This window comes from Novosphingobium sp. (genome assembly GCF_036820275.1).
In the GTDB taxonomy this organism is placed as follows: domain Bacteria; phylum Pseudomonadota; class Alphaproteobacteria; order Sphingomonadales; family Sphingomonadaceae; genus Novosphingobium.
Map to the genome: position 1 here is coordinate 266539 of NZ_DAISLT010000002.1, position 25082 is coordinate 291620.

The following is a 25082-nucleotide window of genomic DNA, read 5'->3' on the forward strand; positions in this document are numbered from 1 at the left end:
CGGGCGTCGACCTACCCCTGAAGGCGGATATCGTAGCGGGGGCGAACGACCATGCAGCACTCGGAAATTGCCGATTTTTCCTATGGAGCGTCGCAGGACGGGCGTGGCGGCGGAACGGTCTCGCTGGCGATCTTCGCGGATCGGGCGCACGTCCGGGCCACGATGCGCGAGGATGCGGCAGGCGCCGGGCTGGAGGTGGCGCAGGCCGGACCGCTCGACGATCTCCTGCAACCGGACGGCAGGCCGCTGGCCGACGTGGTTCTGCTCGATTGCCCGATCGTCGATGCTGCCACGATGGCCGCGCTCGCCCGGCTGGACTTGCGGGCCTCGCAGCGCGGCACCCGGCTCATCGTCTCCACGTCGGAAGAGGGGCTGGATGATGTCTTCGCCTGCATGGACATGTCCGCGCCGCTGCTGCTGGTCGATCCGAACCGCGCCGATCGGGTGATCGCGCTGGGTCAGGTGCTGGGCGGTTTTCCGGCCGGGCGCCTGCGTGAACTCTCCGAAACGGATCGCCTGATGCTGCTGCGCCTGACCGAGCAGGTCGGCCAGATCGCAGGCCATATCGACCGGCTGGCCCCGTCCGAAACGAAGCCGTCCCCGCCGCCGCCTGCCAGAGCGATCCCGCTGGCGGCTGCCGCCACTCTGCCCGAGGCGCGGCTGATCCGCCGGATAATCCGCCAGCGCCAGTTGCGCTCGCGTTTCTTCGAAGACGATCTCTTCGCGGACCCTGCCTGGGACATGCTGCTGGACCTCGCGGCGGCGCGGGTGGAGGGCAAGCAGGTGTCGGTCACCTCGCTCTGCATCGCCTCGGGCGTCCCGCCGACGACGGCACTGCGCTGGATCGGAGTCCTCGTTCGGGCCGACCTGTTCCAGCGCGTCAGCGACGAAACCGACCGCCGCCGCGCTTTCATCGAACTGACGGACGACGCAGCAGCCCGCCTCGCGCGCTATTTCAACGAGATCGCCACGCTGGGCGTGAGCGCTCTCTGAGCGTCCGGATTCTATCGGGGAGTGGTGCCGGCTACAGGATTCGAACCCGTGGCCCCCTGATTACAAATCAGGTGCTCTACCAACTGAGCTAAGCCGGCCCGGCGCATCGCAAGTGTGATGCGCGAAACAAGTCCGGCGCCCTTACCGCGAGGAAGGGGCGCCGGTCCAGTTGCTTTTGTGAAATATCCGCTCAGAAAATCGCGTGGGGTGCATCTTCCTGCATCATCGCCTGTCGCACGAGCGGGATCGGCGGGCCGCCGTGGCTCAGGAACTGGTCGTGGAACGGCTTCCAGGCCGCGCGGCCGCCGCGGGAGGCGGTCCAGTCGTCGCGCAGTTTGCGGATCATCAGCTTGCCCAGCGTGTAGTTGAGGTAGGCCGGATCGTAAGTGCCGCGCGCGGCCTGCTGCTCTGCGGTGCCTTCGTCCTGGTAGCATTCGTCCATGAACATCCGCTTGGACTGTTCCTGCGTCATGCCGCGTGCATGGAGGCCGATCGCCGAGAGATAGCGGCAATTGCGCAGCAGGGCGTTAGAAAGCTGGCCGACATGGACACCGGCGTCGCCGTTCCCAAGACCCGCCTCCCACATCATTTCCTCGGCATAGTGCGCCCAGCCTTCGGCATAGGCATAGCCGACCCAGAGGCGGCCGACCCACGAAGGGGAGCGGTTCGAGTGAAGGAATTGCAGGAAGTGGCCCGGCATCACTTCGTGGACCGAAGTGAACAGGAGGTCGTTCTTGCCGGGGATGTAGTCCTGCTGCATTTGCTGCGACCACGAAGGGTCCGGCGGCGAGATGTAATAGACCGAGGGGATGCCTTTCTCCAGCGGCCCGGCGGGATCGATATAGGCCGAGTTCTGGCGGTTGTAGGGCGGGCTTTCCTCCACCAGCGCCTGCTCGGTGCCGGGGATCGTGGCGATGTCGTGCTGGCGTACGAAGGCGGTCAGGTCGGGGATCTGGAGACGGGCGGCGGCGACGGGACCGCCTTCCGGTTTGTCGGCGCGCATCTTGTCGAAGCAGCCCTGGATGTCCTTGCCCGGTGCATATTCGGCGCAGGCTGCCTTGAGCAGGTCCTGGTTGCGCTTGAGATCGGCGCGGCCCACGGCCTCCAGTTCGCTGAGCGGGGCATCGACGGCCTCGGTGGCGGCAAGCATGCGCGAGAAGCGCTCGGCCCCCATCGCGAAGTCCTGCGTCGGCGTGGCCTTGCCCAGCCAGTCCGAGAGGTCCTGCATGGCCTTGGCGGCGCTTTCCGAGCTGGCCTTGAACTCGGCCTGGAGCCTGGCATCCTTGACGTCGGCAAAGGCGGCGCGGGCATCGCCGCGATAATATTCCGCGAAGCCCGAGAAGCCTGCGGTGCCGAGCTTGATGAAGCTGGCGGGCATGGCGGTTTTCAGGTTGCCGCGAATCTGGGCGGCGGCGGCGGGCACGGCCTTGAAGAAGGCGATCATCGCCTTCATGCGCGTCGGCTTGTCGGCATAGGCGCGGCTGACGTAGACGTTCGGATCGAGGCCGTTCTCGATGTAGAAGCCGGGATTGGTGTGCGGCTTGTCGGCGTCTTCCAGCCAGAACAGCTGGCCCTTGGCGACTTGCACCAGATAGTCGCGCTCGAAGCGGTCCTCGGCGGTGAGGCCGGTGAAGGCGCCGGCTTCGGCGATGACTTTCTTCAGGAAGGTGCCGCGCGCCTTGAGGCCGGCGGGGCTCCAGTCGGGCAACTTGCCGTCGAACTGATGCGCGCCCTGATAGATGGCGAAGGCGGGGTCCTGCACCATCCAGGCTTCGATCGTGCGGTCGACGAAAGCCTTCCACGGCGTGGCCGGCTTGCCCAGTGCTACCGCCAGGGGGCTGGGCTGGGGCGCGGCGGGGGCTTTTGCGTTCGCGGTCTGGGCACCGAGGCTGAGGGCAAGGCAGGCGATCCCTGCCAGCAAGGCGTGTTTCATAAGTGGAACTGTCCCTGTCGATCATCTTGGGGGCGTCGTTCGTCGCCCCGATAACCGCAGGTTCTGGGCTATGCCGCGCCGAAGGTCCAGCCCTCGGTTCGGGCCAGTTCCGCTGTAAGATCAGCGGGTTTCCACAAGTCCGCGCGCGGGGCGGCGGTGCGCAGCCAGGCGGCGGTGAGCAGGGCGTCGGCGCTGTGGTCGTCGATGGGACCGATCCCCTCGACGGGGGGCGAGCCCAGCACGGCGAGAGCGTCGTTGAGCGCGGCATGGTCGGTCATTTTCGCCCGGCTGGCCGTGCGTCCGGCGGCGACGGCGGCGAGCGTCGTGTAGATCTCCGTCACTACCGGGCCGGTTTGCGGCAGGGGATCGATCGGCCAGACCGGAACCGCGCCGCCGAGGCGGTGTAGCAGCCGCATGCCGGTGAGGCTGGACTTGCCGACTTGCGCGGCGCCCACGAGGTTGAAGTTGGAGTAGGGCTTGCACCCGGCACGGGCCTGGGCCTCCTCGGTCACGCGCATGCGGCCCCGGCGGTGGGCTGCGCCGGGAAGATGGAAGCGCGCGCCTTCGCGGCCCCCGTGGCGGCGGAAGTAGGCGCTCAGTTCCAGGTGATCGACGAAGCTGGCCGCGGCGAGATGGTCGTCGTTTGCGCAGATCGTGTCGATCAGTGCCCAGAGCGCGCGGGCATCGGCGGGGCTGTCCGCCCATTCCGGAAAGAAGGCACCGGCATCCGCGAAAGGCAGCGAGATACCGAGGTCGAGGCCGACGAGGGTGTCCTCCGGCAGGCCGCGGCGCAGCAGATCCAGCACTTCCGCGCGCGACCAACAGGCATGGCCTTCCGGACGCAGCAGGCGCGGCGTCCCCTCAAGCCCGCAGAGCGCGACCGCGATCCCCTTCTGGCGCGGGCCGAGCGCGCCGGACCAGTCGATCGCCATGAAATGCCGGAAGCGGGGCATCCTCTGGCGCTATTCCTCGCGCCGCTCGGCCCGCTTGCGATCCCACCATTCGATGCGCTTGCGGATATCGCGTTCGAAGCCGCGCTCGACCGGCTCGTAGAAGGTCTCGGGCGCCATGTCGTCCGGCCAGTAGTTGTCGCCGGAGAAACCGTCCGGGGCGTCGTGGTCGTAGGCGTAGTCCTTGCCGTAGCCGATGTCCTTCATCAGCTTGGTCGGCGCATTGAGGATATTGGCGGGGGGAGAGAGCGAGCCGGTCTCGCGGGCGGAGCGGGCGGCGGCCTTGTACGCCTTGTAGGCCGCGTTCGATTTCGGCGCGGTGGCGACATAGAGGCAGGCCTGGGCGATCGCCAGTTCGCCCTCCGGCGAGCCGAGGAACTCGTAGGCCTGCTTGGCGGCGAGGCACTGCACGAGCGCTTGCGGATCGGCGAGGCCGATGTCCTCGCTGGCCATGCGCACGAGGCGGCGCAGCAGGAACAGCGGCTCCTCGCCCGCCGTCAGCATCCGCGAGAGGTAGTAGAGCGCCGCCTGCGGGTCCGAGCCGCGCACCGCCTTGTGGAGCGCCGAGATCAGGTTGTAGTGGCCGTCGCGGTCCTTGTCGTAGACCGCCACGCGGCGTTGCAGGAACTGGCCGAGCCCGGCGGGGTCGAGCGGCTCCGGAATCTGCGCGGCGTAGAGCGTCTCGGCCTGATTGAGCAGAAAGCGCCCGTCGCCGTCGGCCGAGGCGACCAGCGCGGCGCGGGCATCGGCATCGAGCGGCAGCGGGCCTTCCAGCGCCTCGGCCTTGTCCAGCAGGGTGCTCAGTGCCTCCGCGTCGAGGCGGTGCAGGATCAGCACCTGGGCGCGGCTGAGCAGGGCGGCGTTGAGCGCGAAGGAGGGGTTCTCGGTGGTCGCACCGACGAGGGTGACGGTGCCGCGCTCGACGAAAGGCAGGAAGCCGTCCTGCTGGGCGCGGTTGAAGCGGTGGATCTCGTCTACGAAGAGCAGTGTGCGCTGCCCGGCCCGGGCCGCGAGGTCGGCCTCGGCGAAGGCCTTCTTGAGGTCCGCCACGCCCGAGAACACGGCCGATACGGCGGTGAAGCGCATGCCCACCGCGTCGGCGAGGAGGCGCGCGGTGCTGGTCTTGCCGGTGCCGGGCGGTCCCCAGAGGATCATCGAGGAGAGGCGGCCCGCAGCCACCATGCGGCCGATCGGGCCTTCGGGGCCGGTCAGGTGTTCCTGCCCGACCACGTCGTCCAGCGTGCGCGGGCGCAAGCGGTCGGCCAGCGGGGCATCCTCGCGCGGCTCGCCGGGCGGAGGGGCAGGGGGAAGGTCGTCGGCAAAGAGGTCGGCCATGGGGCCTATCTAGCCATTGTTCCGGGGAATTGCATCGTTTTGGCCGCGGGCTTATTCTTGCCGGCTTGAAGGGAAGGTGGCCGATGATCGGAACTCTGGGGGTCAGAACCCCGCGTCACTTGTGGGCCGTCGGCGTGCTGACGCTCGTGTGGAATGCCTTCGGGTGCACCGATTTCACGATGACCGTGACGCGCAACCCCGAATGGCTTGCGCCGCTCTCTCCGGAAATGATCGACTGGCTGGACGCCGCGCCGAGCTGGACCGTGGCGACATGGGCGCTGGGCGTCTGGGGCGGGCTGGCGGGAGCGCTGCTGCTGCTCCTGCGCTCGCGCTGGGCGGTGGCGGCCTTCACGGCCTCGCTGCTGGGGCTGGCGGTGAACCAGATCTATCCGTTCATCTCCGAGGTGCCGGGGATGCTGACCAGTCCGGCCAGTATCGCCATCACCCTGGTGATCTGGATCGTTGCGGTGTTTTTGCTCTGGTATGCGCTTCGGATGCGCAACAGGGGCGTCCTGCGCTGATCCTTCAGCCCCGTGCGCGCTGGCGGATCAGGCGCAGATAGGTGTCAGCGACGGCCTGGTTGATGCGATCCCAGCTGAAGTCGAGCGCGCGGGCTTCCCCGGCAAGGCCGTGGGCGGCGCGGAGCTGCGGATTCTCGATATAGGCCTTCAGCGCTTCGGCGAACTGGTGGATGGCGCCGGGCGGGATCAGGCGCCCCGAGACGTGATCGTCGACGAGGCTCTGGCTGCCGGTGGCGGCAGCGGCGACGACCGGCAGGCGGCAGGCCATCGCTTCCAGAGTGACGTTGCCGAACGTCTCGGTGACCGAGGGGTTGAACAGCATGTCCATTCCGGCGACCGCGCGGGCGAGGTCGGCGCCTTGCTGGAAGCCGACGAAGGCGGCCTGCGGCAGGCGGGCCTGGAACCATTCGCGCGCCGGTCCCTCGCCGACGACGAGGACGCGGTGGGCGACGCCCCGGCGGGTGAGATCGTCGAGCGTGTCGGAAAAGACGTCGAGGCCTTTTTCCATGACGAGGCGGCCGAGGAAGCCGACCACCACTTCATGGTCGGCGATGCCCTGGGCGCGGCGCCAGGCGAGGTCGCGGCGGTCCGGGTGGAAGATTTCGCGGTCGACGCCGCGCGACCAGATCGACACGTCGTAGTTCATGCGCTGTTCGCGCAGGAGTTGGGCCATCGATTCCGAAGGCGCCACCAGCGCGTCGCAGCGGCGGTAGAAGCGGCGCAGGATCGCCTCGATCACCGGCTCGCCCCAGGCCATGTTGTAGTAGCGCAGATAGGTCTCGAACCGGGTGTGGACCGAGGCGAGCACAGGCAGCTTGCGCGCCCGCGCCCAGGTCACGGCCTGGTGGCCGACCGGGTCGGGCGAGGAGACGTGTACGACATGCGGCGCGAAGGCCTTGAGGTCGCGGCGCGCCTTTACCGAGATGGCGAGTGGGACGCGGTACTCGGGGCGGTTCGGGATCGGCAGCGAGTGGATGCCGATCAGGTCGCCGGTCGGCTCGAAGGCGGGGTTCTTCACGACGGGGGCATAGACCCGCACTTGCGCGCCCTGGCGCAGGAGGTAGCCGACGAGGCGGTTGAGCGCCTGGTTGGCGCCGTCACGGACATAGTTGTAGTTGCCCGAAAACAGGGCAATGCGCAGGTCGGCGGTTTCCATGGTGGGCGCCCCATAGCCTTCCCCGCCGCGATTGGCGAGTGGGCTTCACAGATGCGCGCCCGTTATTGCGGAAAACCGACAAGAGCGTTTGCCCTTTGCCGGGAAACGCTCTCGTCTTTTGACAGGTAAAACATTCCCGGCGCGCAGGCCGCGCGCCGGGAATCGGTGTCAGCGGCGCCAGTCGCGCCTGCGGTCGTCGCGCCAGTGGTCGCGGCCGCGATCCCAGCGGTTGCGGTCGCCACGCCAGCCGCGTCGATCGTCGCGCCAGCCACGGCGGTCGTCGCGCCAAGCATGGCGGCCATCGCGCCAGCGGTCACGCCCGCCCCAACGTTCGCGATAGTAGGGGGCGTAATAGCGGTCGTAATAGCGATCGCGGTAATAGCGGTTGGGGGCGCCGTCGTAATAGTAGTAGTAGCCCGGACGGTCGCGCACGGTCACGTAGCGACGACGATCGTAATAGTCGCGATCGTAATAGCGATCGTCGCCGCGATCGGCGATCGCCGCGCCCAGAGCCAGGCCGATCACCCCGGCACCGATGGCGATGGCCGCGTCGTTGCCGCCGCCGCGTCGGTCGTAGTAATCGCGCGCCATGGCCGGCGCGGAGGCCGTCAGGGCGGAGGCGGCCAGGGCCGTCGCGAGGCCCAGGGACTTCCAGTTCAGTTTCATGATATCGCACTCCTTTCCAAGCCAACCAAGTTACGGCGGAATCGGTGGGCACGTTGGACCTTCAAAATCCGCTTCCGGCCGTGAACTTGGCGTGAATTTGACGTTACCTTCGATGGACCGCCCGTCCGCGTCGTCGAAGTGAATGGGGCGCCCGACCGAGGAGGATGGCCGGGCGCCCGCTTGGGGATCGGAGAGGGGTTTATCCGACCCGCCTGGGTGGTTCAGTATCCGCGGCGGAAGTCACCGCGATCGTGGTCATAACCGCGGCGCCAGTCGCCGCGATCTCCACGCCATTCGTTCCGGCCGCGCTGATAGCGGTCGTAATCGTCGCGGCTGTGGCGGCCGCCGTCGCGGTCCCAGTACCAGCCGTCGCGATATTGCCAGCCGTTATCGTAGGCATAGCCGCTGTCGTAGTAGCGGTCGCGATCCCGATAGCGGTCGCGGTCGTTGCTGCTTGAGGCGATGATCGCGCCGAGTGCCAGACCGACCACGCCGGCACCGATGGCGACGGCAGCGGTATTGTCGTTGTGGCGGTAATAGTCGCGGGCCATGGCCGGGGTCGCACTGGCGAGAGCGGTGGCGGCGAGGGCAGTGGCGATCGTTGCGTTACGGAAGAATGCCATTGTTCGAAACTCCTTGCTGGGAAGGGGCTCCGGTGAGGCCGGGGTCTCGTCCCTGTATGCGTTTCTTCTAGCCGTGGCTGGCTTAACCGGATCGGAGCGAATCGAGCAGCTTTCGTTCAGGTTTGTCTCAAATTTTATGAACATTGAGGGCGCGCTGCTTCGGCCCGGCCTCGGCCTGTCTCCGATATTGTCTCGGCTCGTCGCAAGAAAGGAAACCAAATCCGTGGGTTAGACTTCGGGGAGGGCCAAACCCTAAAAACGACAGGGATCTTACAATGAAACTTGCCCCCCTCGCCACGACGGCCCTCGGCCTTGCCGCCGCCGCTTTGGCTTTCCCCGCCGGTGCCCAGGAAATCGCGACCTCCACGCCCGAGCGAGACGGCCACTTCAACGGCCCCTACATCCAGGCCTTCGGTGGTCTTTCGACGCGCGGCAACGATGGCGGCGACAGCCTGCGCTTCGATACCGATGGCGATGGCCGTTATGACAATACCGTCAATACCGCTGCCGGAGACAATGCCTTCAGCCCCGGCTTCTGCAACGGCCGCGCGCGCGGCGCCACGCCTGCCGACGGCTGCCGCAGCGACAGGGACGGCGCGGAATACGGCGTCCGCTTCGGTTACGACAAGCGCATGGGCAACTTCGTGGTCGGCGGCCTCGTCGAGGGCGTGAAGAGCGAGGCCAAGGATGCCACTTCCGGCTTCAGCACCACTCCGGCCAGCTACGTGATCCAGCGCAAGCTCGACTACGGCCTCTCGGGCCGTGTCCGCGCCGGTTACACCCCGAACGGCGGGGCGCTGTTCTATGTCACCGGCGGCGGCGGCGTGGCCAAGATTGACCACGACTTCCTGACCACCAACACAGCCAACTCGTTCGATCCGCAGCGGAACAACCGGCTGGCCTGGGGCTGGCAGGCGGGCGGCGGCGCCGAGATCATGGTGACCAACAAGGTCAGCCTCGGCCTCGAATACCTCTACAACCGCTACAGCGACAACAAGTACAATGTCGAGGTCGGACAGGGCACGGCGCCTGCAACCAATCCGTTCCTGATCGATTCGGGCTCGACCAGCATCAAGGGTTCGAACAAGAACTTCGACTATCACTCGCTGCGCGCGACGGTGGGCTACCGGTTCTAACCAAGTTTGGGAGAGGGCCGAAAACGGCTCCAAAGGTAAAGGGGCGGCAATCGCGAGATTGCCGCCCCTTTATTGTTTGCTGAGAAAGCCGAGGCTCCCGAAGGATCAGTCCTTCTTGCGGCTCTGCTTCTTGCGCTCGTTCGGGTCGAGGAAGGCCTTGCGCAGACGGATCGACTGCGGGGTCACTTCGACCATTTCGTCGTCGTCGATGTAGGCGATCGCCTGCTCCAGCGTCATGACGCGGGGCGGGGTGAGGCGGATGGCGTCGTCCTTGCCGGTCGAACGGAAGTTCGTCAGCTGCTTCGACTTCATCGGGTTCACTTCGAGATCGTCGGGCTTGGCGTTTTCGCCGATGATCATGCCCTCGTAGATCTTTTCCTGCGGCTTCACGAACAGGATGCCGCGATCTTCGAGGCTGTTCAGCGCGTAGCCGACGGCTTCACCGGTGCCGTTCGAGATCAGCACGCCGTTCTGGCGGCCTTCGATCGGACCCTTGTGAGCGTCGTACTTCTCGAACAGGCGGTTCATGATGCCGGTGCCGCGGGTGTCCGAAAGGAACTCGCCGTGGTAGCCGATCAGGCCGCGCGACGGGGCCGAGAAGGTGATGCGGGTCTTGCCGGCGCCCGAAGGACGCATGTCGGTAAGCTCGGCCTTGCGGCGCTGCATCTTCTCGACGACCGTGCCCGAGAACTCGTCGTCCACGTCGATCACGACGGTTTCGTACGGTTCGGTGCGGCCACCGTTTTCGTCCTTGCCGAACAGCACGCGCGGGCGGCTGATGCCCAGCTCGAAGCCTTCGCGGCGCATCGTTTCGATCACGACGCCCAGCTGAAGTTCGCCGCGACCGGCAACTTCGAAGCTGTCGCGGTCGGCCGATTCGGTGACGCGGATGGCGACGTTGGTTTCCGCTTCGCGCATCAGGCGGTCGCGGATCATGCGGCTCGTCACCTTGTCGCCTTCACGGCCCGCGAGCGGCGAGTCGTTGACGGCAAAGCGCATCGCCAGGGTCGGCGGATCGATCGGCTGGGCCTTGATCGGCACCGAAACCGAGGGATCGGCGATGGTGTTCGACACGGTGGCCTTTTCGAGACCGGCCAGCGCGATGATGTCACCGGCGCGGGCTTCTTCCACGGGAACGCGGTCGAGGCCACGGAACGACAGCACCTTGGTGGCGCGGCCGACTTCGATCACCTTGCCGTCGGCGTCGATGGCGCGGATCGGGTCGTTGACCTTGAGCTTGCCCGACTGGACGCGGCCGGTGAGGACGCGGCCCATGAAGTTGTCACGGTCAAGCAGGGTGGCGAGGAACGAGAACGGCGCGTCCTGGTCGAGGTCGGGCGCGGGGACGTGCTCGACGATCTTTTCGAACAGCGGGGTCAGGTTGCCTTCGCGGGCATCCGGATCGTAGCTGGCGTAGCCGTTGCGGCCCGAAGCGTAGAGGGTCGGGAAGTCGAGCTGTTCGTCGTTGGCGTCGAGGCTGACGAAGAGGTCGAACACTTCGTCCAGCACTTCGGCGTGACGGCCGTCGGGACGGTCGATCTTGTTGACGACGACGATCGGCTTCAGGCCGAGGCCGAGCGCCTTGCCGGTGACGAACTTCGTCTGCGGCATTGCGCCTTCCGACGAGTCCACCAGCAGGACGACGCCGTCGACCATCGAGAGGATGCGTTCCACTTCGGCGCCGAAGTCGGCGTGGCCCGGAGTGTCGACGATGTTGATGCGGTAGCCGTTCCACTCGATCGAAGTCGGCTTCGCAAGGATGGTGATCCCGCGTTCCTTTTCGAGGTCGTTCGAGTCCATCGCACGTTCTTCGATGCGCTGGTTGTCACGGAAGGTGCCGGACTGGCGGAAAAGCTGGTCGACGAGGGTGGTCTTGCCGTGGTCGACGTGCGCAATAATAGCGATATTGCGCAAGGGAAGCGGGGCTGACATGCAGTGCCTATCGGTTCGAGGAGTTGGCCAGCAGCGCATGCTGCGCCGCAAAATTGGCGCGCCCTTAACCGATCCCGGCAATTTCGGCAAGCGTGCAAGGCGTCTCATGCAATTGTGGCGCTTGTGTCACATCCGGACGGAGCCTTCACCTTGGCCGCATGAGTTATTGTTTTGGCCGCCTTATTCCCTTAGAGTCGGCTTCGTAATCAGAGCGAGACGGTGAATCGAAGAATGCACCGCCGCCGGGAGAGGATGCGCTAGGTTTTCCCAGATTGGGTTTTTCCCAGACGGGCGAAGCTTCGCCATCCCATGAAGACAGATCCAGCCGTGCCTCTACGGGTGCGGCGGCGCGTTACCGGCACACAGCCGGAGCGTGAAAAGCGGTGACGGCGCAGGGGAGGAGTCGCAGGCACCGCAAACTCAGCCAGGGACGCGCGGGCACGCCTGCGCGTCCCTTTTCCTTTGGCCTTTTCCTTTGGTCCGGCATCTTCCTTTCCGGCTTCTTCACCATGTCTCGCACTTGCTCCGCAGATTCCCGTCCTTATAACGCAAGGCCTTGAACACGAGGGGAAAGACATGCTCGACTATATGGTGATGCCGTTCAAGCGGTATGCAGACTTCAAGGGCCGTTCGCTTCGGATCGAATATTGGAGCTTCGCTCTGCTCAATTTCATCGTCTTTGCCGTGATTCTCGGCATTTCGATGGTCCTGGGCTTTTCCTTTGGCGCGTTTCAGCAAGTCGAACAGGGAGGCGATCCTTCGGCGCTGTTCGGCGCCGGTTTCTTCGCGCTCGTCGGGCTTGCCGGTCTCTACAGCCTTGCCGTGCTCATTCCGGGCATCGCCGTTGCGGTGCGCCGCTTCCACGACCGCGACATGAGCGGCTGGTGGTATCTCGGCTTCATCGTGCTCGGCGTGATTCCGCTGGTCGGCTGGATCGCCACGATCGCCTCGTTCGTGATCACCTGCCTGCCCGGCACGCCCGGCCCCAACCGTTTCGGTCCGGACCCGCTCGACCCGGCCGGCGCCGACGTCTTCGCCTGATTACAGCTCCCGTAGCGCGCTCGCCGGTTTCGCCCGCAGCAGCGGCAGCGAACCGGCGAGGGCGAACGTCAGGATCAGCACGATCCCGGCTCCGAGCACGGCCAGAATGCGGGGCCAGTCGGGCATCCATTCGAACGCGAAGAGCTTGACGATCACTGCCCAGGCCATGGCGCTGCCCGCTCCGAGCGCGACGACGGCGAGCACGGCCGCGATCAGACCGTACTCCGCCACCTGAAGCAGCAGGAGCTGGCCCCGGCTGGCGCCCAGCACGCGCAGGATCACGTTGTCGTAGGTGCGGCTGGCCCGCGCCGCCGCGATCGCGCCCAGCAGCACCGCAAGGCCCGCCAGCACCGCGACCGAGGCGGCGGCGAGAATCGCCAGCGTCATCTGGTCGAGCAGGTCGCGGGCATCGCGCAGCAGGGTGCCGGTCTCGATCACCGAACTCGACGGGAAGGCGCGGGCGAGGCGCGGCAGCAGCCCTGCCGTGGATTTTCCACGTGGAACCTCGATTGTCGCGGCGAGATTGTGCGGGGCATCGGCCAGCGCGTTCGGCGAGAACACCAGCACGAAGTTGAAGCCGAGCGTGTCCCAGTCGATCCGCCGCAGCGCCGCGACCCGCGCCGTGCGTTCCACACCGAGCAGGCCGACCGTCACATAGTCGCCGACCTTGAGGCCGACGGTCTGCGCGAACTTTTCGTCCACCGAGACCAGCGGCTCGCCGCGATGGAACTCCGGCCACCACCTTCCGGAAGTCACCGTGCTGCCCTGGGGCACGCCGACCGAATAAGTCAGCCCGCGCTCACCCTTCAGCGCCCAGGCGTCCTCGGGAATGTCCTTCAGGTCCGACACGCGGGTCATGCGGTCCTTCGGGCCATAGGCGAGGATGCGACCGCGCATGTTGGGCACCATTTGCAGGGTCGAACCCGGGGCCTCGCGGGCGACGACATCGCGGAATTCCCCGGCCTTGTCCTTGGGCACGTCGAGCACGAAGAAGTCCGGTGCGCGGGCGGGCACGGTCCTGCGGATATTGGCGTCGAGGCTGGTCTGGACGGCGGCGATCAGCACGAAGGCGGAGAGGCCGAAGCCCAGCGCCGTCACCAGCGCGCCGGTCTGGGCGCCGGGGCGGTGGAGGTTGGCGAGACCTGCGCGGAGCATGGGATCGCGCGGACGCGGCAGTCTGGCGGCAAGGCGGCGGATGCCGAGCCCGATCAGCGCCAACAGGGCGAGCATCAGCGCCGCCCCGCCGAGGAAGCCGAGCGTCACCAGCGGCTGCGCGGCATTGAGCAGGGCCAGCGCGGTCATGGCGGCAAGGCCGAGCCCGACCGGCAGCAGCCATGCCCGGCGTCTGGCCGCGAGGGGCGAGACTTGCGCGCGCATCAGCGCCATCGCCGGGAAGCTTCGCGCCTTGGCGAGCGGCGGCGCGGCGAAGATCAGGGCGACCAGCAGGCCATAGGCGGCCGCCGTCAGCAGCGCTCCGGGCGAGACGGTGAAGCCGGTATCGACCGGCAGCAGTGCGCCGAGGGCGCCCGCCAGCAGCGGTGTCACCAGAACGCCCGCCACGAGACCGGCGAGGCTGCCGACGAGCGCCGCTGCGCCCACCTGGAGCAGGTAGATGCGGGCAATGTCGCGGCTCGTGGCGCCGAGCACCTTGAGCGTGGCGATCGAGGTGCGCCGCGCTTCGAGATAGGACGAGACGCCGCCGCCGATGCCGATCCCGGCGATGACCAGCGCCGCCAAGCCCACGAGCGTCAGGAACTGGCCCATGCGGCTGACGAAGCGCTCGGTGGAAGGTGAGGCGGCCTTGCGGGTGCGGGTCTCGAAGGCATCGTCGCCGAAGCGCTTGTCGAGGGCCTTGATGGCGCCATCCGGATCGCGCGCGGGATCGGTGAACTTCACGCGGGTGGCGCTGCGGTACATGGCGCCGGGCTGGGTGAGACCGGCGCGTTCGGGCAGGTCCAGCGTGGAAATCGCCGCATCGCCGAGCGCGAAACCTTCGGAGAGTTTCTCCGGATCGCTGGCGATCAGGCCGCCGACCTTTTGATCCACACCGCCGAGCGAGACCGTGTCGCCGGGTTTCACGCCGAGGCGGGCGGCGGTGCCCTCGGAGAGCCAGACCACGCCTGCGGGCGGTGCGCCGACCTTGCGGCCGTCCTTGAGTTCGAGCTTTCCGTAGAGCGGCCAGTTCGCATCAACCGCCTTCAGCGCCACGGGGGCGGTGAGGTCGCCCTTGCGCGCGATGGCTTGCAGGCGCAGGCCGGGCGAGACCCTGCCGTAGCGGGCGAGGGCGCTCAGTTCCTCCTGCGAGAGGCTGCGCTGCCAGGTCCTGAGTTCGATGTCGCCGCCCAGCACTTCGCGGCCGCGTGTCGTCAGTTCGCGCTCGATCGAGCCGGTCAGCGTGCCGATTGCGGCCAGCGCGCCGACGCCGAGGAACAGGCAGACCAGCAGCAGGCGCAGGCCCCGGAACCGGGCGGAAAGATCGCGCCGGGCGAGTTTCCAGGCAGTGGTCCAGGGAAGGGCGGACGTCTCGCGGGGGTCAGGCAAGTCGGTCGCTCGCGATCCGCCCGTCGCCGAGGGTCACGACGCGCTCGCAGTGGTGGGCGAGGCTTTCGTCATGGGTGATGATGAGCAGGGTCGCGCCCGCCTCGGCGCGTCGGGCGAAGAGCAGGTCGACGATCGCGGCGCCGGTGGCGGCATCGAGATTGCCGGTCGGCTCGTCGGCGAAGACCAGCGAGGGGCGGGGGGCCAGCGCGCGGGCGATCGCCACGCGCTGCTGCTCGCCGCCGGAAAGCTGGGCCGGATAGTGTGAGAGCCGGTGGCCGAGACCGACGGCGACGAGTTCCGCCTCCGCACGCTCGCGGGCATTGTCCAGCCCGGCGAGTTCCAGCGGGGTCGCCACGTTTTCGAGCGCGGTCATCGTCGGCAGGAGATGGAAGGCCTGGAGCACCACGCCGATCCGGCCGCGCCGGGCGCGGGCCAGGGCATCCTCGTCCATCGCCGCGAAATCCTGACCGGCAACGCTGAGGCCGCCGGAACTCGCGCGTTCCAGGCCTGAGAGGACCGACATCAGCGAGGACTTGCCCGAGCCGGACGGGCCGAGCAGCGCCAGCGTCTGCCCTTGCGGCACCACAAGGTCGATCCCCTTGAGGATTTCGACCGCGCTTTCGCCGCTGCCGAGGGTGAGGCGCAGGTCCTGCGCATGAATTGACGGGGCGGGGGGCTGGGAAGGATCGCTCACTTGCCCCATATGGGTGCTCAAAGTCCCGTAGTTCAAGGAGAAAGCCTTGCGCGCCCACGCGAAAGTCCTGTTGGCCCCTGCGCTGTTGCTGCCGTTCCTGCTCGGCGCCTGCGATAAGGCCGCCTCTCCCGCGCCCGAGCAGACGCAGAGCGCCGTCGATGCCCCGCCCGCGATTCCGGTCATGGGACCGGAGCGACGAATCCTCGCCTTCGGGGATTCGCTGCTGGCGGGCTATGGTCTCGACGACGGCGAAAGCTATCCGGACCGGCTCGAACAGGCCCTGCGGGCGCGGGGCGTGAACGCGAAGATCGCCAATGCCGGGGTGTCGGGCGACACGACGGCGGCGGGGCTGGAGCGGCTGGACTTTACGCTGAACAGCCAGTCGCCGAAGCCCGAACTCGCGATCGTCAGCCTCGGCGGCAACGACATGCTGCGCTCGCTGCCTCCGGCCGAGACGCGCCGCAACCTGGAAGCGATCCTCAAGCGGCTGAAGGGCGACAATATCCGCGTCGTCCTGCTGGGCATGATGGCCGCGCCCAACCTCGGCAAGGACTATGCGGCGAAGTTCAACCCGATCTATCCGCAACTCGCGCAGGACTATGGCGCGACTCTGGTGCCGTTCTTCCTCCAGCCGGTGATCGACAAGCCGGATCTGATGCAGAAGGACCACGTCCATCCGACCGCGCTGGGCATCGATGCGATCGTGACCGCCACGGTGGACGATGTGGTGGAGGCTTTACCGAAGCAGGACGCGACCGCTAGCCCAGCCGCCGCACCGCCCCCGAACTGACTTCCCACACTGCCGCTTCATCCGCGATCGCGTCGAACGGGGCGAGTTCGGTGCCGGTCAGCCAGACTTGCGCGGAGCCTGCGCGCAGGCGGTCAAACAGGGCCTCGCGCCGCAGCGGATCGAGGTGGGCGGCCACTTCGTCGAGCAGCAGCAGGCGCGGGCGTTGCTCCGTCCCGCCTTCCAGAAGCTGTGAATGGGCGAGCGTGATCGCAATCAGCATCGCCTTCTGCTCGCCGGTCGAGCATTCGGCGGCGGCCTGCCCCTTGCCGGACATCGTCACGAGAATTTCGTCGCGGTGCGGGCCGGTCAGGGTGCGCTGGGCGGCGCGTTCGCGGGAACGGCCGTTGCGCAGGGCCTGGGCAAGCGCTTCCGCCGCGATCGGCCCGCCCGGCTGATAGGCGAGCGAGGGCCGCGCGAAGGGCGATTCCGGCAGGGCTGCCAGAGTTTCTTCCAGTCGCTCGACCAGTTCCGCCCGCGCCGTGGCGACCAGCGAACCGGTCTCGGCCAGCTGCATCTCGATCGCGTCGAGCCAGCGCGGGTCGGGCGGCCTGTCGTCCGACAGCAGGCGGTTGCGTTCGCGCAGGGCGTTTTCGAGGCGGGTGGCATTGCCGGCGTGGTCGGGGCGAACCGCCAGCACCAGCCGGTCGAGGAAGCGCCGCCGCGCGCCTGCGCCCTCGACGAAAAGGCGGTCCATCGCCGGGGTCAGCCAGCCGATCGACATCCATTCGGCCAGCCGCACCGCCGGAGCCTCGGCCCCGTTGATCTGGACGAGGCGCCGTCCGGGACGTTCGGGAAGGACCCCGGTGCCGAGCTGGACTGGCTCCTCATCCGCTACTGTCAGCGCGGCGCTGACCGCGAAGCCGCCGTCGAACTGCTGTCCCGGCATGTCGGCCAGGCTCGCGCGGCGCAGGCCCCGCCCCGGCGAGAGCAGCGAGATCGCTTCGAGCACATTGGTCTTGCCCGCGCCGTTCTCACCCACCAGCAGGTTGAACTGCGCCGTGCCTTCCACCGCGGTCTCGCGGTGGTTTCGGAAACGGGACAGGAGGATGCGGTCGAGCATGGCCTGACGGCGCCTACCGGGGCGGGCCGGTCCTGCCAAGCGCGAGGCGCGGTTTATTCCGGGGTCGCGGCTGCCTTGCGCGCTTTCGCGAAGGGCGAGAAATCGACATTGCTGTCGAACACGTCCACGCCTTCGCGCTTCTTGAGCCAGCCGACGACCCCATAGGTCACCGGGGTGAGCACGACTTCCCAGCCGGTCTTGATGAGCCATTGGGTCAGCGCCAGCAGGACGATCGAATGCGGGGTGAACCCGGCCACGCCGAGGAAGGCGAGGGGATAGAACAGCGCGCTATCCACGCCTTCGCCGAAGATCGTCGAACCGATGGTGCGGGTCCACAGGTGCTTGCCCTGCGTCCATACCTTCATCCGTGCCAGCACGAAGGAATTGACGAACTCACCCGCCCAGAACGCGCAGACCGAGGCGAAGACGATGCGGGGGGTCTGGCCGAAGATCGCATAGTAGGCCGCCTGGTTCGGCGCCGTCACCTGCTGCCCGGCGACGGTATAGGTTGCGGAGGCGAGCGCCCATTCGCGGTTGGCGGGGATCTCCACGACGACCACGCTCATCAGCACCATGAACAGCAGCGCGAAGAAGCCGACCCAGATGCAGCGGCGGGCATTGGCGTAGCCGTAGACCTCGGTCAGCACGTCGCCGATGATGTAGGACACCGGAAAGAACAGCACGCCCGCACCGAACGTCACCGGCCCGACTAAGGGGAACGAGACTTCCGCCTGCTTGGCCGCGCCGATCAGGTTGGAGAGCAGCAGGATGACCACGAAGGCGACCAGCATGTAGTCGAAATAGCGGAAATGACGCCGGGCACCGGCCATCCCGTCGATGCGGGAGAGGGCCTCGCTAGGGGAACGTGTGCCTTTGGAATGGTCTGCTTCGCTCATAGGCTGTGCGTAACCTGTTGCTGCAATGCCGCAAAGAACAACTTGCGACGTCCACGCGGTTTGCGTGAGCGGCGAACCGCGCTATGGGGAGCGCGACGCGCGCCCGTAGCTCAGCTGGATAGAGCACGAGCCTTCTAAGCTTGGGGTCGCAGGTTCGAACCCTGCCGGGCGCGCCAACTCTTTATCCTGTGACGGTAAGCCTGGCCTTTTGGGACACTCCAAAGGCCCGCTTTCGTCATAGCCATTCCATTCTTCGGCAAATGATCCCAAGAAATTGAGGATTATCGAAAAATGCCGAGAAAGAAGGCCGCAAGCACTGCGCTTGCGAAAGTTGGCGAACCCGCGCGCAACGTGATGCGCCCCCCGGACGACGAGCGCTCGGCGCTGGCCAACATGCATGGGTTCAAGGGCCTTGCCCGGCTTGAGGAGATCGCCGCGTTCACCCGCTTCCTGCTTTCGGACCGCGCATCCTTCATTACCGGCACCAAGGCAATCTAATCGGGTGGAAATGGATGGAGAAACGGATGACCGCCTTTCGCCATTACCGCCATGAACAGGTCAATGCCCTGGGGCGGGAACCCGGATAGCTGAAAAATGTGGGTGCGGTTGTGCGGATTACCGCACCCACAGCGCCATCAGGCAAGGGGCATGCCGACAGCGCGACCTCTGGATCAGAGGTGCGTTAAGGCCAACTGCAGCTGGTCTTCAGATTCGTTTCGACTGACGGCGGCCGCCATGCGTTCCCAGGCCTTCGGGTCGGCCAGGTCCACGCGCTCGATCGACAACAGGTTGCGGGTAATCTCCGCCTTCTCGCGCAGGCGCTGGAGCAAAGCGGGGAAGATGTCGCGCAGTTCGCGGCACTCATCGCCCGTGGCGCCTTCGCGCTCGGCCTGATCGAACCGGTGTTGAGCAAGTGCGATCAGTGCGTCATCCGAGATGGGCGCGGTCATAGTGCTGCCCAATCCAACTCGGCGTCATCGACAGCATCGAACATTTCCGGGTCTGCGCCCGTTTCGCCCAAGCGCTTACGCACCGCTTCAGGATTACCGTTCTTCGGGAAGCCCCGATCGGTTTTCGCTATGCTGGCAAGTTGGGCTATGAAACCGCCGCGCTCAGTCTGCTGAAGCACCCATTGCCCAAACGGCAATTGCGCCACGTTTGCGTCAGTGCCGATCATGTCGGCAAGGCTGCCCATTTTCAACATATCGGTCATCGAGAATCACCTTCGTGTTGGATTACATCCACACTATATGTTCTCGATATGTTCCACAACATGCTGTGTGCGATATTGCGACAGTAGGAACGTGATATAGGCGCCCCCGACTTGCTGCGGGCATCATGAACCATGCTGCGCCATCTGGCCGAGGGTTTCAAAATTAAGCCGCGATTTTCGCTGATCGAGCTTGAGTCCCTCCTTCCTATGCCCCAATCGATGGTAGTATATTGGAGGCAAGATTTTGATCTGAAGAAAATGAACAGAAACCTTAACCCGAAATCTCGCTGGACTGACCGAGCAGCCAATCCGGTCGAAGCGCGGCAATCGCCGGGTGTCGGGCGCCAAGCTATTGAAGGTAACCCGCTCACCGGTGACGAACTCGCAATGTTCGAGATGTTCGAGCGTGAGGGTTGGTCTCCAGAACAACGTCGGTCACATATCCTGTCGCTGATCATGGCAGTACCAGCGCGCTTGGCGTCATGATTGCCTATATCGACAAGGGAGCTATCCCTGACTGGGTATCGCAGATCAGCCAGTGGGTGGACAAACTAATCCAAGAGCAGATTCCCCTTTGGTCAACAAAGGACTACCTGAGTCTCGATCATCACGATCAAGTTCGCAGATCGGTCAGTTTGACATCTGCAAACTGTCGAGCAGCCCCTAAAGATCCTATACGCCTGCGTCATCTCTGGATTGAAATGTATAGCGACGCAGCCGCGTCGAAATAGTAATTTCAGAATTTCGATTTAATAGTACCTGTGGCATCAACGGGGCGGTTTTTGGTATTCTAAATCAATAATAAGATTTAATTTACGGTATCCAAGCGTGCAAAACGTTAACGGCTATCGCCAGTTGTCGTCCAAAATTGGGCCCGCCTTTATGTATCACTCCAACCACTTCATCGTTATTATTTAGAAGTGGCCCCCCTGACATTCCTTGCGTGAGCATCTGTTGAACCTCAACCATCTGCACGCCACTTTTAATCGGAAGTGAGGTTACGGGACCGGGCCTAACATTTAGCTTATCCCCTGGGCCGAAACCAGGATATCCGACGGCAGTAGTCGGGTCTCCTGTCGCAGCTGCCGCTACGGCGCTGTCAAATTCATAATATTCGTTTGCCGGAATGTTGTGGTCTAACACGGCAAGATCTCGATTAGGGCATCGATGCTTTACTGATCCTAAGAATTTATTTGCAGGCTTCGATGGGTGGTAAAGTTCCACTTGACCAGAAGGGGACACACAGTGTTCCGCCGTCACCAAGCCCACTCCTTTTAAAAAGAAGGCGGTGCCTTGGTCGCCCGTTCCTTCCCAATGCTCCACTAACCAAACGGAACGGTCGCGAATTTGATCTTGGGTAGGATGGATTTCGAATTTGAGGGCTGGAAATGCCTTATTGAATCGCGATGCTAAGATTCTGAACACCGGATCGCTTGGTCCCTTGATGTGGCCAAGCCATGCAAGTTTCCCTTGAAGGTGTGCTCCAATGGTTGATTTCCCGCCGTAAGAGGCATGATACTTAGCTTCCGCTGCGGTGACGCCGAGAGTTTCTACCGAGAACAGGGTCGCACGAAGGTTTCGCACGAACCTTCGATCCAAATTGAGGCCTTCATTGATCCGTATGCCTGTAACGGTGCGGCGGGAGTTTCGGTCAGCATAATGAGCCTTCGTGGGATTTACGAGGAAGCCATTACCGGCCAGAAGCAATTTGAGTCGGTTAGACAGAATATTTGGCGAAAAATGGCCCGATGAAGGCGGAGGGCCCTCAAATAAAGCCGTTAAAGGCTGATAGCTTGAGAAGCTCAGGTCATCGGCGTAGCGGGTGTAAATGCACCGCGCTTCCTTTGCGAGTTCCATCAATTTCCTGTCGAGCCGGAAGCACACCATGTTCGACAACAGCGGGCTGCTGGGCGCGCCTTGTGGCAGGACTCCGTTGAGGCAGCATATTGTGGCGATCGCGTCAGCAACATCACGATGAATGCCAAAAGACCGAAGGACACCTGCGACGCGTCCGTATGAAATCGAGCCGAAGAAATCCTGTAGATCGACGTTGACAATATATTTACTGCCAAGGTGGGATTTCGCGTTCGTTTTGACCGATCGCTCAGTAACGAAGCCATGAACGGGATTGCGTCGCCTGTAAAGTGGAGTAAGGAGGCGGGAAATTTTCGTCTGAAGTATCTTCAGTCTACGATCGGGAGCGTTGATAATTCTCGGCTTTCCGGACTTTTTCTGTATAGAAAAAGTGTGGTACATCTTTGCGGTGTACCAGCCTATCACTTTCAATTCTGCCGGTGTCATCCCGAGATAAGCTAATAGATTAGCTTGCGTAGCTAGCTCTGCCGGCAATTTAACGCGGGTAGCATTTCCACCAAAAATCGCCGGGGGTAGCACGGGGTCTCCCTTCCAGTCCGCCAAGTTACCGAAAGATCATGGCGGGCATGATGTGTGTAGACATTAACTCTTACGCCGCAGTTACTACAGCGCGTATGCGAGGGGAGAACCCCGTAAAACGCGATCTAGCAGGACTACTATCTCAAGCAATCAAAATTATATCATATCGCAAGAAGTTACCGACTTCCGCTTTGCCTCGCGATATGGAGCCCGACGTTCTGCTTCGCTTTGCATCGGGGCGACTAGGCTGAATGGGTTGCCGTCGGGCGACCCTGGGGACAGCAACGAACGCGTTACTCTGCTATCACTTGAGCTGACCGAAGTCGCAAAGCCCTTTGCCGCGAGTGGAGATGAGCAATGCTGATAGTGAAAGTTGAAGTCTGGCCAGGCGGCGAGGAGAACGAAGCCTTCGAAATCGGGCGGATGGAAATCGCCAACATCACCGCTTCCGGCCATGTCTGTGACTACTCGGCCCGCATCACCCAGGAGGAAGAGATCCTGCTCATGGTACCGGCCCTCGACAAGGCCATATCCGTCAAAGCTCATTCTCGCCGCGCAGGACCATGGAAGCTTGTAAAGCGGGTGCTCGACCAGGCTTTCCCTAGCAGCTAGGCTCAGGGCCTCTGTCGTCGCCGCCTGTGATGCAAGAGGTTACCGCCTCTCGCTTTGCCTGACGATATAGAGCTCGACGTTCAGTTTCGCTTTGCATCGGGGCGACCAGGTTGAATGGGTTGCCGCCTCTGAGTTCGCGACCGCGAGCGCTGTCTTCGAGCAGAAGCCCAATTACAACCTCCATGGGACGGCGCCTCAGTACAAATCGCCAAAGTCGAGTGGCGGCATTTTGCAGCTGCTGACGCTCGAGTCGATTAAGCGCCCTGGATATCAGCGTTGGATCCGAGAGGATCAAATCTGCATGTCGGCGAGCGTGCAGCAGGCTGAGCCGGTCGGAAACTTCATGGGCGTAGGGCTGACGATGTCCTCCCGTTTGTGGCGGCACCGTTGGCGGAAGTGGGGGGACGGGAAAGCCAGCAAGCTCTTCAATCCTCGCCGCCAGCTTGCGGACCGTTTCCACATCAAGGTTCATCTCGCGGACGAACGCTTCGCGTAATTCGGGGCGAACCTCCGTGAAAAAGGCAAAAACGGCGCCGTCCACTTCATCCGTGACGTGCTGTTCCAAGATTTTGTCGGCCAATTGCTGGGGGCTGTAGTCGAGGCCATAGGAGGCATTGACCGTCGTCATGAGCTTCCGCGCTATCGGGCGGAAATCCGGTGCCGTCTCAGAGCTATGGGCTTCATTCGGTGCAGGTGTTTTGGTCATTGTTTCGAAGGTCCGCCATTGGCGCCGTTCGTTCAAATCAGCATCATGCCTCAACCCCGGCGCTACATCTAGGCGGTTGATCGCCGCCGCGGGGTAAGGGCGGAGTCTCAGGCCCCGTGCGTTCGGGTCTCTCGTTCGAGGGTCATGGCAAAGGCGTTGGAATCAGGTGACGTCCAAGCCGTTAGAAAGCAGCTCAGACGTCACCTTGGGTACCAATTCTCTCACTCAGTGGGTAATCCCTTTCGCTGTGAAGCGCTGTTCAACATATAAGTCTGCGATCTTGTCGGACTTGCCGGCGCTACCCGCCGCCATTTCCATAAGAAGCTGACGAGCGGCTTGTGATAGGAGGGCGTTGGCGAAGGCATCATTTCCGTCGAAGCCTCGCCGGACTATAGCCTCTCGAGCCAGAAGCAGGCCGAATCGCCGACGCAGCCTGTCTCTGACGGTCGATTCGTTCGGCGCGATAATGGCGCAGAATGCCTGGACGTACCGGCCAAACCCCTCGCTTCCTTCAACGCAGCAAGAGTAAAGCCGTAGCGTGGGTGATCGACGTCGCTTCTCTTTGGCTTGTTTCGAACTTGCCGCCCGCCCACTTCCCAGTTCCGATTGTGCCATGGCAATGACATCTTCCGGATCGGCGTCCAAGTTCGGCGATGCGGCATGAAGAATGATGCCTTGGATGAACGGCTCCAAACTCTGGCAGGCCTCAAGTGGCCGTTTCCCAAGGAATATACGGCGGGGATTCAACATCCAAACGGCAGGATCCATCGCGATCTGATCGCGGGCAAATCGCGCTCCCACGTCACACGCAAGCATAGTGAGGCGTATCAACCGGCGCTCCGTAGTCTCGATGACTATGTCGCTATCTTCATCAGGTTGTAGAGGGTCAAAGGTGAACGATCGCTCACAATAATCTTCGATGCGAGGGGGCCGAGATTGCCCCAAGTCTGAAGCTAAATGCATATCTAACATCATCTCCATCACTATCTATGGCACTGACTTTATCGGTCGATGCTTCACAATCATGCGCGATTTAATCGAATAATTCAACAATTGATGAAATGATGGAATGTGGGCGAGAAGCTGCGACACTTCCCAGTCGGCAGCGATAAGCCTATAACTTCGGCGATGGGGAACACTGACCCCGTGAGAACGCTCGCTGCGCTAGCTCACGGCACACGTTTCGACGTTTACAAACTTCTGTCGTCTGCTGGCGATGAGGGGTTGGCGGCTGGCGAAATTGCTTCGCGGCTCCAAGTGGCTCCAACAGCACTTTCGAATCATTTAGGGATTCTTACCCGTGCAGGGGTGATTACGCAGGAGCGACAGGGCCGGTCATTGATATACCGAGCACAGCTCGACCATGTCCGAGATTTGGCGCGCCAACTCAGCGCATGATATCTAATCAATCCGGTATGGTATCCGAACGACCACCCGAATCGCACTGCTGACGTCTATGAGTCCCGATAGAAAGGGAAATCAAAATGCCTCAGGCATCGCGCTTGGCTATATCAATTGCGCGGGAGGATCCTTCAAGTGCTGGCGTTCGAACGTTCTCGAACATCGCCGAGTGCTGGTCGCTAAGCGTGCAACAGCAAATGGCGCTACTTGGCATAGGAAGTAAGTCTACGCTGTATCGCTGGAAGGCGCAGGCAAGAAAGCAGCGAAAGATCACGCTCAGGCGGGACACGCTTGAACGGATCAGCTACATCCTGGGCATCTTCAAAGCGATAAATATCCTCTTGCCGATCGAAGCACGCGCGGACTTGTGGCTACGTGCCGCGAATGATTGTCCGCTCTTTGGCGGCGGTAGCGCATTAGAGCGAATGACCGCTGGCAGAGTCTCGGATCTGTTCGTCGGATGGCGAGACCGCGTTACAAAAAACGACG

At 63.9% G+C, this 25082-nt stretch carries 26 protein-coding genes and 2 tRNA genes; 11 read left to right on the plus strand and 17 right to left on the minus strand.

Translation table 11 applies throughout. The features are described 5' to 3' along the window. Positions 1–51 precede the first annotated feature (51 nt). Positions 52–993 (plus strand): winged helix DNA-binding protein, encoded by a 942-nt coding sequence (locus tag V7066_RS02650; protein WP_334181687.1) that lies wholly within the window; start codon positions 52–54, stop codon positions 991–993. A gap of 22 nt (positions 994–1015) precedes the next feature. Here V7066_RS02650 and V7066_RS02655 read toward each other — a convergent pair. From V7066_RS02655 to V7066_RS02670, 4 genes are all read right to left on the minus strand, one after another. Beyond that, positions 1016–1091: transfer RNA gene (locus tag V7066_RS02655), tRNA-Thr, on the minus strand. A gap of 92 nt (positions 1092–1183) precedes the next feature. Continuing rightward, positions 1184–2926 carry a DUF885 domain-containing protein gene (locus V7066_RS02660; RefSeq protein ID WP_334181688.1) on the minus strand — a complete coding sequence of 581 codons (1743 nt, stop codon included), beginning with the start codon at positions 2924–2926 and terminating at the stop codon, positions 1184–1186. A 68-nt stretch (positions 2927–2994) separates the two neighbouring features. Continuing rightward, positions 2995–3879 (minus strand): hypothetical protein, encoded by an 885-nt coding sequence (locus V7066_RS02665; protein WP_334181689.1) that lies wholly within the window; start codon positions 3877–3879, stop codon positions 2995–2997. Positions 3880–3888: 9 nt separating this feature from the next. Beyond that, positions 3889–5211, minus strand: a complete 1323-nt coding sequence (locus tag V7066_RS02670; RefSeq protein ID WP_334181690.1) for a replication-associated recombination protein A — start codon at positions 5209–5211, stop codon at positions 3889–3891. Between the two features lie 83 nt (positions 5212–5294). Here V7066_RS02670 and V7066_RS02675 point away from each other — a divergent pair, with 83 nt between their 5' ends. Further along, positions 5295–5732, plus strand: a complete 438-nt coding sequence (locus V7066_RS02675) for a hypothetical protein (protein ID WP_334181691.1) — start codon at positions 5295–5297, stop codon at positions 5730–5732. Positions 5733–5736: 4 nt separating this feature from the next. Here V7066_RS02675 and V7066_RS02680 read toward each other — a convergent pair whose 3' ends face one another. The 3 genes from V7066_RS02680 to V7066_RS02690 all read right to left on the minus strand — a co-directional run bounded on the left by V7066_RS02680 (position 5737) and on the right by V7066_RS02690 (position 8177). After that, the gene (locus V7066_RS02680; RefSeq protein WP_334181692.1) at positions 5737–6888 is read right to left on the minus strand and encodes a glycosyltransferase family 4 protein; all 1152 of its coding nucleotides are present in this window, start codon (positions 6886–6888) and stop codon (positions 5737–5739) included. Positions 6889–7056: 168 nt separating this feature from the next. Further along, positions 7057–7554 carry a hypothetical protein gene (locus V7066_RS02685; RefSeq protein ID WP_334181693.1) on the minus strand — a complete coding sequence of 166 codons (498 nt, stop codon included), beginning with the start codon at positions 7552–7554 and terminating at the stop codon, positions 7057–7059. Positions 7555–7775: 221 nt separating this feature from the next. Beyond that, a complete protein-coding gene (locus tag V7066_RS02690) occupies positions 7776–8177 on the minus strand; it encodes a hypothetical protein (RefSeq protein ID WP_334181694.1) in 402 nt (133 codons plus the stop codon). Positions 8178–8452: 275 nt separating this feature from the next. Between V7066_RS02690 and V7066_RS02695 the strand changes: the two genes are divergently transcribed. Then, positions 8453–9313: an outer membrane protein gene (locus V7066_RS02695; RefSeq protein ID WP_334181695.1), complete on the plus strand. Its 861-nt coding sequence runs from the start codon at positions 8453–8455 to the stop codon at positions 9311–9313. Between the two features lie 105 nt (positions 9314–9418). Here V7066_RS02695 and typA read toward each other — a convergent pair whose 3' ends face one another. Then, positions 9419–11245, minus strand: a complete 1827-nt coding sequence (gene typA, locus V7066_RS02700; protein ID WP_334181696.1) for a translational GTPase TypA — start codon at positions 11243–11245, stop codon at positions 9419–9421. 576 nt (positions 11246–11821) lie between these two features. Between typA and V7066_RS02705 the strand changes: the two genes are divergently transcribed. Further along, on the plus strand, positions 11822–12286 hold the full coding sequence (locus V7066_RS02705; RefSeq protein WP_334181697.1) for a DUF805 domain-containing protein: 465 nt from the start codon (positions 11822–11824) through the stop codon (positions 12284–12286). On the opposite strand, the gene V7066_RS02710 is transcribed toward V7066_RS02705, so the two are convergent. Then, entirely contained in the window at positions 12287–14827 is a 2541-nt protein-coding gene (locus V7066_RS02710) for an ABC transporter permease (RefSeq protein ID WP_334181698.1), read from the minus strand. After that, positions 14820–15530, minus strand: a complete 711-nt coding sequence (locus V7066_RS02715) for an ABC transporter ATP-binding protein (protein WP_334181726.1) — start codon at positions 15528–15530, stop codon at positions 14820–14822. Before V7066_RS02715 ends, V7066_RS02710 begins: the two co-directional genes overlap by 8 nt. Positions 15531–15567: 37 nt before the next feature. Between V7066_RS02715 and V7066_RS02720 the strand changes: the two genes are divergently transcribed. Beyond that, on the plus strand, positions 15568–16311 hold the full coding sequence (locus V7066_RS02720) for an arylesterase (RefSeq protein ID WP_334181699.1): 744 nt from the start codon (positions 15568–15570) through the stop codon (positions 16309–16311). On the opposite strand, the gene recF is transcribed toward V7066_RS02720, so the two are convergent. Continuing rightward, positions 16280–17371, minus strand: coding sequence for a DNA replication/repair protein RecF (gene recF / locus V7066_RS02725; RefSeq protein ID WP_334181700.1), 1092 nt, complete (start codon positions 17369–17371; stop codon positions 16280–16282). The genes V7066_RS02720 and recF overlap by 32 nt on opposite strands. A 53-nt stretch (positions 17372–17424) precedes the next feature. Continuing rightward, positions 17425–18267 (minus strand): queuosine precursor transporter, encoded by an 843-nt coding sequence (locus V7066_RS02730; protein ID WP_334181701.1) that lies wholly within the window; start codon positions 18265–18267, stop codon positions 17425–17427. A 99-nt stretch (positions 18268–18366) separates the two neighbouring features. Between V7066_RS02730 and V7066_RS02735 the strand changes: the two genes are divergently transcribed. Both V7066_RS02735 and V7066_RS02740 read left to right on the plus strand, forming a co-directional pair. After that, positions 18367–18443: transfer RNA gene (locus tag V7066_RS02735), tRNA-Arg, on the plus strand. A gap of 115 nt (positions 18444–18558) precedes the next feature. Then, positions 18559–18765, plus strand: a complete 207-nt coding sequence (locus V7066_RS02740) for a hypothetical protein (protein WP_334181702.1) — start codon at positions 18559–18561, stop codon at positions 18763–18765. A 173-nt stretch (positions 18766–18938) separates the two neighbouring features. Here V7066_RS02740 and V7066_RS02745 read toward each other — a convergent pair whose 3' ends face one another. Beyond that, positions 18939–19217: a hypothetical protein gene (locus V7066_RS02745; RefSeq protein WP_334181703.1), complete on the minus strand. Its 279-nt coding sequence runs from the start codon at positions 19215–19217 to the stop codon at positions 18939–18941. Continuing rightward, complete coding sequence (locus V7066_RS02750; RefSeq protein ID WP_334181704.1) at positions 19214–19480, minus strand: hypothetical protein; 267 nt, start codon at positions 19478–19480, stop codon at positions 19214–19216. The genes V7066_RS02745 and V7066_RS02750 overlap by 4 nt, the downstream gene beginning before the upstream one ends. A 132-nt stretch (positions 19481–19612) precedes the next feature. On the opposite strand from V7066_RS02750, the gene V7066_RS02755 reads away from it, so the two are divergent. Further along, positions 19613–19966, plus strand: a complete 354-nt coding sequence (locus V7066_RS02755; RefSeq protein WP_334181705.1) for a hypothetical protein — start codon at positions 19613–19615, stop codon at positions 19964–19966. Positions 19967–20293: 327 nt separating this feature from the next. On the opposite strand, the gene V7066_RS02760 is transcribed toward V7066_RS02755, so the two are convergent. Continuing rightward, on the minus strand, positions 20294–21874 hold the full coding sequence (locus tag V7066_RS02760; RefSeq protein ID WP_334181706.1) for a reverse transcriptase domain-containing protein: 1581 nt from the start codon (positions 21872–21874) through the stop codon (positions 20294–20296). A gap of 357 nt (positions 21875–22231) precedes the next feature. On the opposite strand from V7066_RS02760, the gene V7066_RS02765 reads away from it, so the two are divergent. Next, entirely contained in the window at positions 22232–22486 is a 255-nt protein-coding gene (locus tag V7066_RS02765; RefSeq protein WP_334181707.1) for a hypothetical protein, read from the plus strand. On the opposite strand, the gene V7066_RS02770 is transcribed toward V7066_RS02765, so the two are convergent. Further along, positions 22476–23228 (minus strand): hypothetical protein, encoded by a 753-nt coding sequence (locus V7066_RS02770; protein ID WP_334181708.1) that lies wholly within the window; start codon positions 23226–23228, stop codon positions 22476–22478. The two genes, V7066_RS02765 and V7066_RS02770, sit on opposite strands and share 11 nt — an antisense overlap. Before the next feature lie 189 nt (positions 23229–23417). Continuing rightward, on the minus strand, positions 23418–24173 hold the full coding sequence (locus V7066_RS02775) for a hypothetical protein (RefSeq protein ID WP_334181709.1): 756 nt from the start codon (positions 24171–24173) through the stop codon (positions 23418–23420). Positions 24174–24320: 147 nt separating this feature from the next. Between V7066_RS02775 and V7066_RS28745 the strand changes: the two genes are divergently transcribed. Continuing rightward, the gene (locus tag V7066_RS28745) at positions 24321–24590 is read left to right on the plus strand and encodes an ArsR/SmtB family transcription factor (RefSeq protein WP_442947293.1); all 270 of its coding nucleotides are present in this window, start codon (positions 24321–24323) and stop codon (positions 24588–24590) included. Positions 24591–24676: 86 nt separating this feature from the next. Continuing rightward, the coding region (locus V7066_RS02780; RefSeq protein ID WP_334181710.1) for an antitoxin Xre-like helix-turn-helix domain-containing protein at positions 24677–25082 on the plus strand (406 nt) is incomplete at its 3' end.

What these genes read in the sequence shown, in the direction of transcription:
- typA (WP_334181696.1), bottom strand. Translation starts at nt 11,245, where the DNA reads ATGTCAGCCCCGCTTCCCTTGCGCAATATCGCTATTATTGCGCACGTC.
- V7066_RS02740 (WP_334181702.1), top strand. Translation starts at nt 18,559, where the DNA reads ATGCCGAGAAAGAAGGCCGCAAGCACTGCGCTTGCGAAAGTTGGCGAA.
- V7066_RS02695 (WP_334181695.1), top strand. Translation starts at nt 8,453, where the DNA reads ATGAAACTTGCCCCCCTCGCCACGACGGCCCTCGGCCTTGCCGCCGCC.
- V7066_RS02680 (WP_334181692.1), bottom strand. Translation starts at nt 6,888, where the DNA reads ATGGAAACCGCCGACCTGCGCATTGCCCTGTTTTCGGGCAACTACAAC.
- V7066_RS02750 (WP_334181704.1), bottom strand. Translation starts at nt 19,480, where the DNA reads ATGACCGATATGTTGAAAATGGGCAGCCTTGCCGACATGATCGGCACT.
- recF (WP_334181700.1), bottom strand. Translation starts at nt 17,371, where the DNA reads ATGCTCGACCGCATCCTCCTGTCCCGTTTCCGAAACCACCGCGAGACC.
- V7066_RS02660 (WP_334181688.1), bottom strand. Translation starts at nt 2,926, where the DNA reads ATGAAACACGCCTTGCTGGCAGGGATCGCCTGCCTTGCCCTCAGCCTC.
- V7066_RS02715 (WP_334181726.1), bottom strand. Translation starts at nt 15,530, where the DNA reads ATGGGGCAAGTGAGCGATCCTTCCCAGCCCCCCGCCCCGTCAATTCAT.
- V7066_RS02745 (WP_334181703.1), bottom strand. Translation starts at nt 19,217, where the DNA reads ATGACCGCGCCCATCTCGGATGACGCACTGATCGCACTTGCTCAACAC.
- V7066_RS28745 (WP_442947293.1), top strand. Translation starts at nt 24,321, where the DNA reads ATGGGGAACACTGACCCCGTGAGAACGCTCGCTGCGCTAGCTCACGGC.
- V7066_RS02665 (WP_334181689.1), bottom strand. Translation starts at nt 3,879, where the DNA reads ATGCCCCGCTTCCGGCATTTCATGGCGATCGACTGGTCCGGCGCGCTC.
- V7066_RS02690 (WP_334181694.1), bottom strand. Translation starts at nt 8,177, where the DNA reads ATGGCATTCTTCCGTAACGCAACGATCGCCACTGCCCTCGCCGCCACC.
- V7066_RS02730 (WP_334181701.1), bottom strand. Translation starts at nt 18,267, where the DNA reads ATGAGCGAAGCAGACCATTCCAAAGGCACACGTTCCCCTAGCGAGGCC.
- V7066_RS02775 (WP_334181709.1), bottom strand. Translation starts at nt 24,173, where the DNA reads ATGGAGATGATGTTAGATATGCATTTAGCTTCAGACTTGGGGCAATCT.
- V7066_RS02675 (WP_334181691.1), top strand. Translation starts at nt 5,295, where the DNA reads ATGATCGGAACTCTGGGGGTCAGAACCCCGCGTCACTTGTGGGCCGTC.
- V7066_RS02705 (WP_334181697.1), top strand. Translation starts at nt 11,822, where the DNA reads ATGCTCGACTATATGGTGATGCCGTTCAAGCGGTATGCAGACTTCAAG.
- V7066_RS02755 (WP_334181705.1), top strand. Translation starts at nt 19,613, where the DNA reads ATGCTGCGCCATCTGGCCGAGGGTTTCAAAATTAAGCCGCGATTTTCG.
- V7066_RS02650 (WP_334181687.1), top strand. Translation starts at nt 52, where the DNA reads ATGCAGCACTCGGAAATTGCCGATTTTTCCTATGGAGCGTCGCAGGAC.
- V7066_RS02670 (WP_334181690.1), bottom strand. Translation starts at nt 5,211, where the DNA reads ATGGCCGACCTCTTTGCCGACGACCTTCCCCCTGCCCCTCCGCCCGGC.
- V7066_RS02685 (WP_334181693.1), bottom strand. Translation starts at nt 7,554, where the DNA reads ATGAAACTGAACTGGAAGTCCCTGGGCCTCGCGACGGCCCTGGCCGCC.
- V7066_RS02765 (WP_334181707.1), top strand. Translation starts at nt 22,232, where the DNA reads ATGCTGATAGTGAAAGTTGAAGTCTGGCCAGGCGGCGAGGAGAACGAA.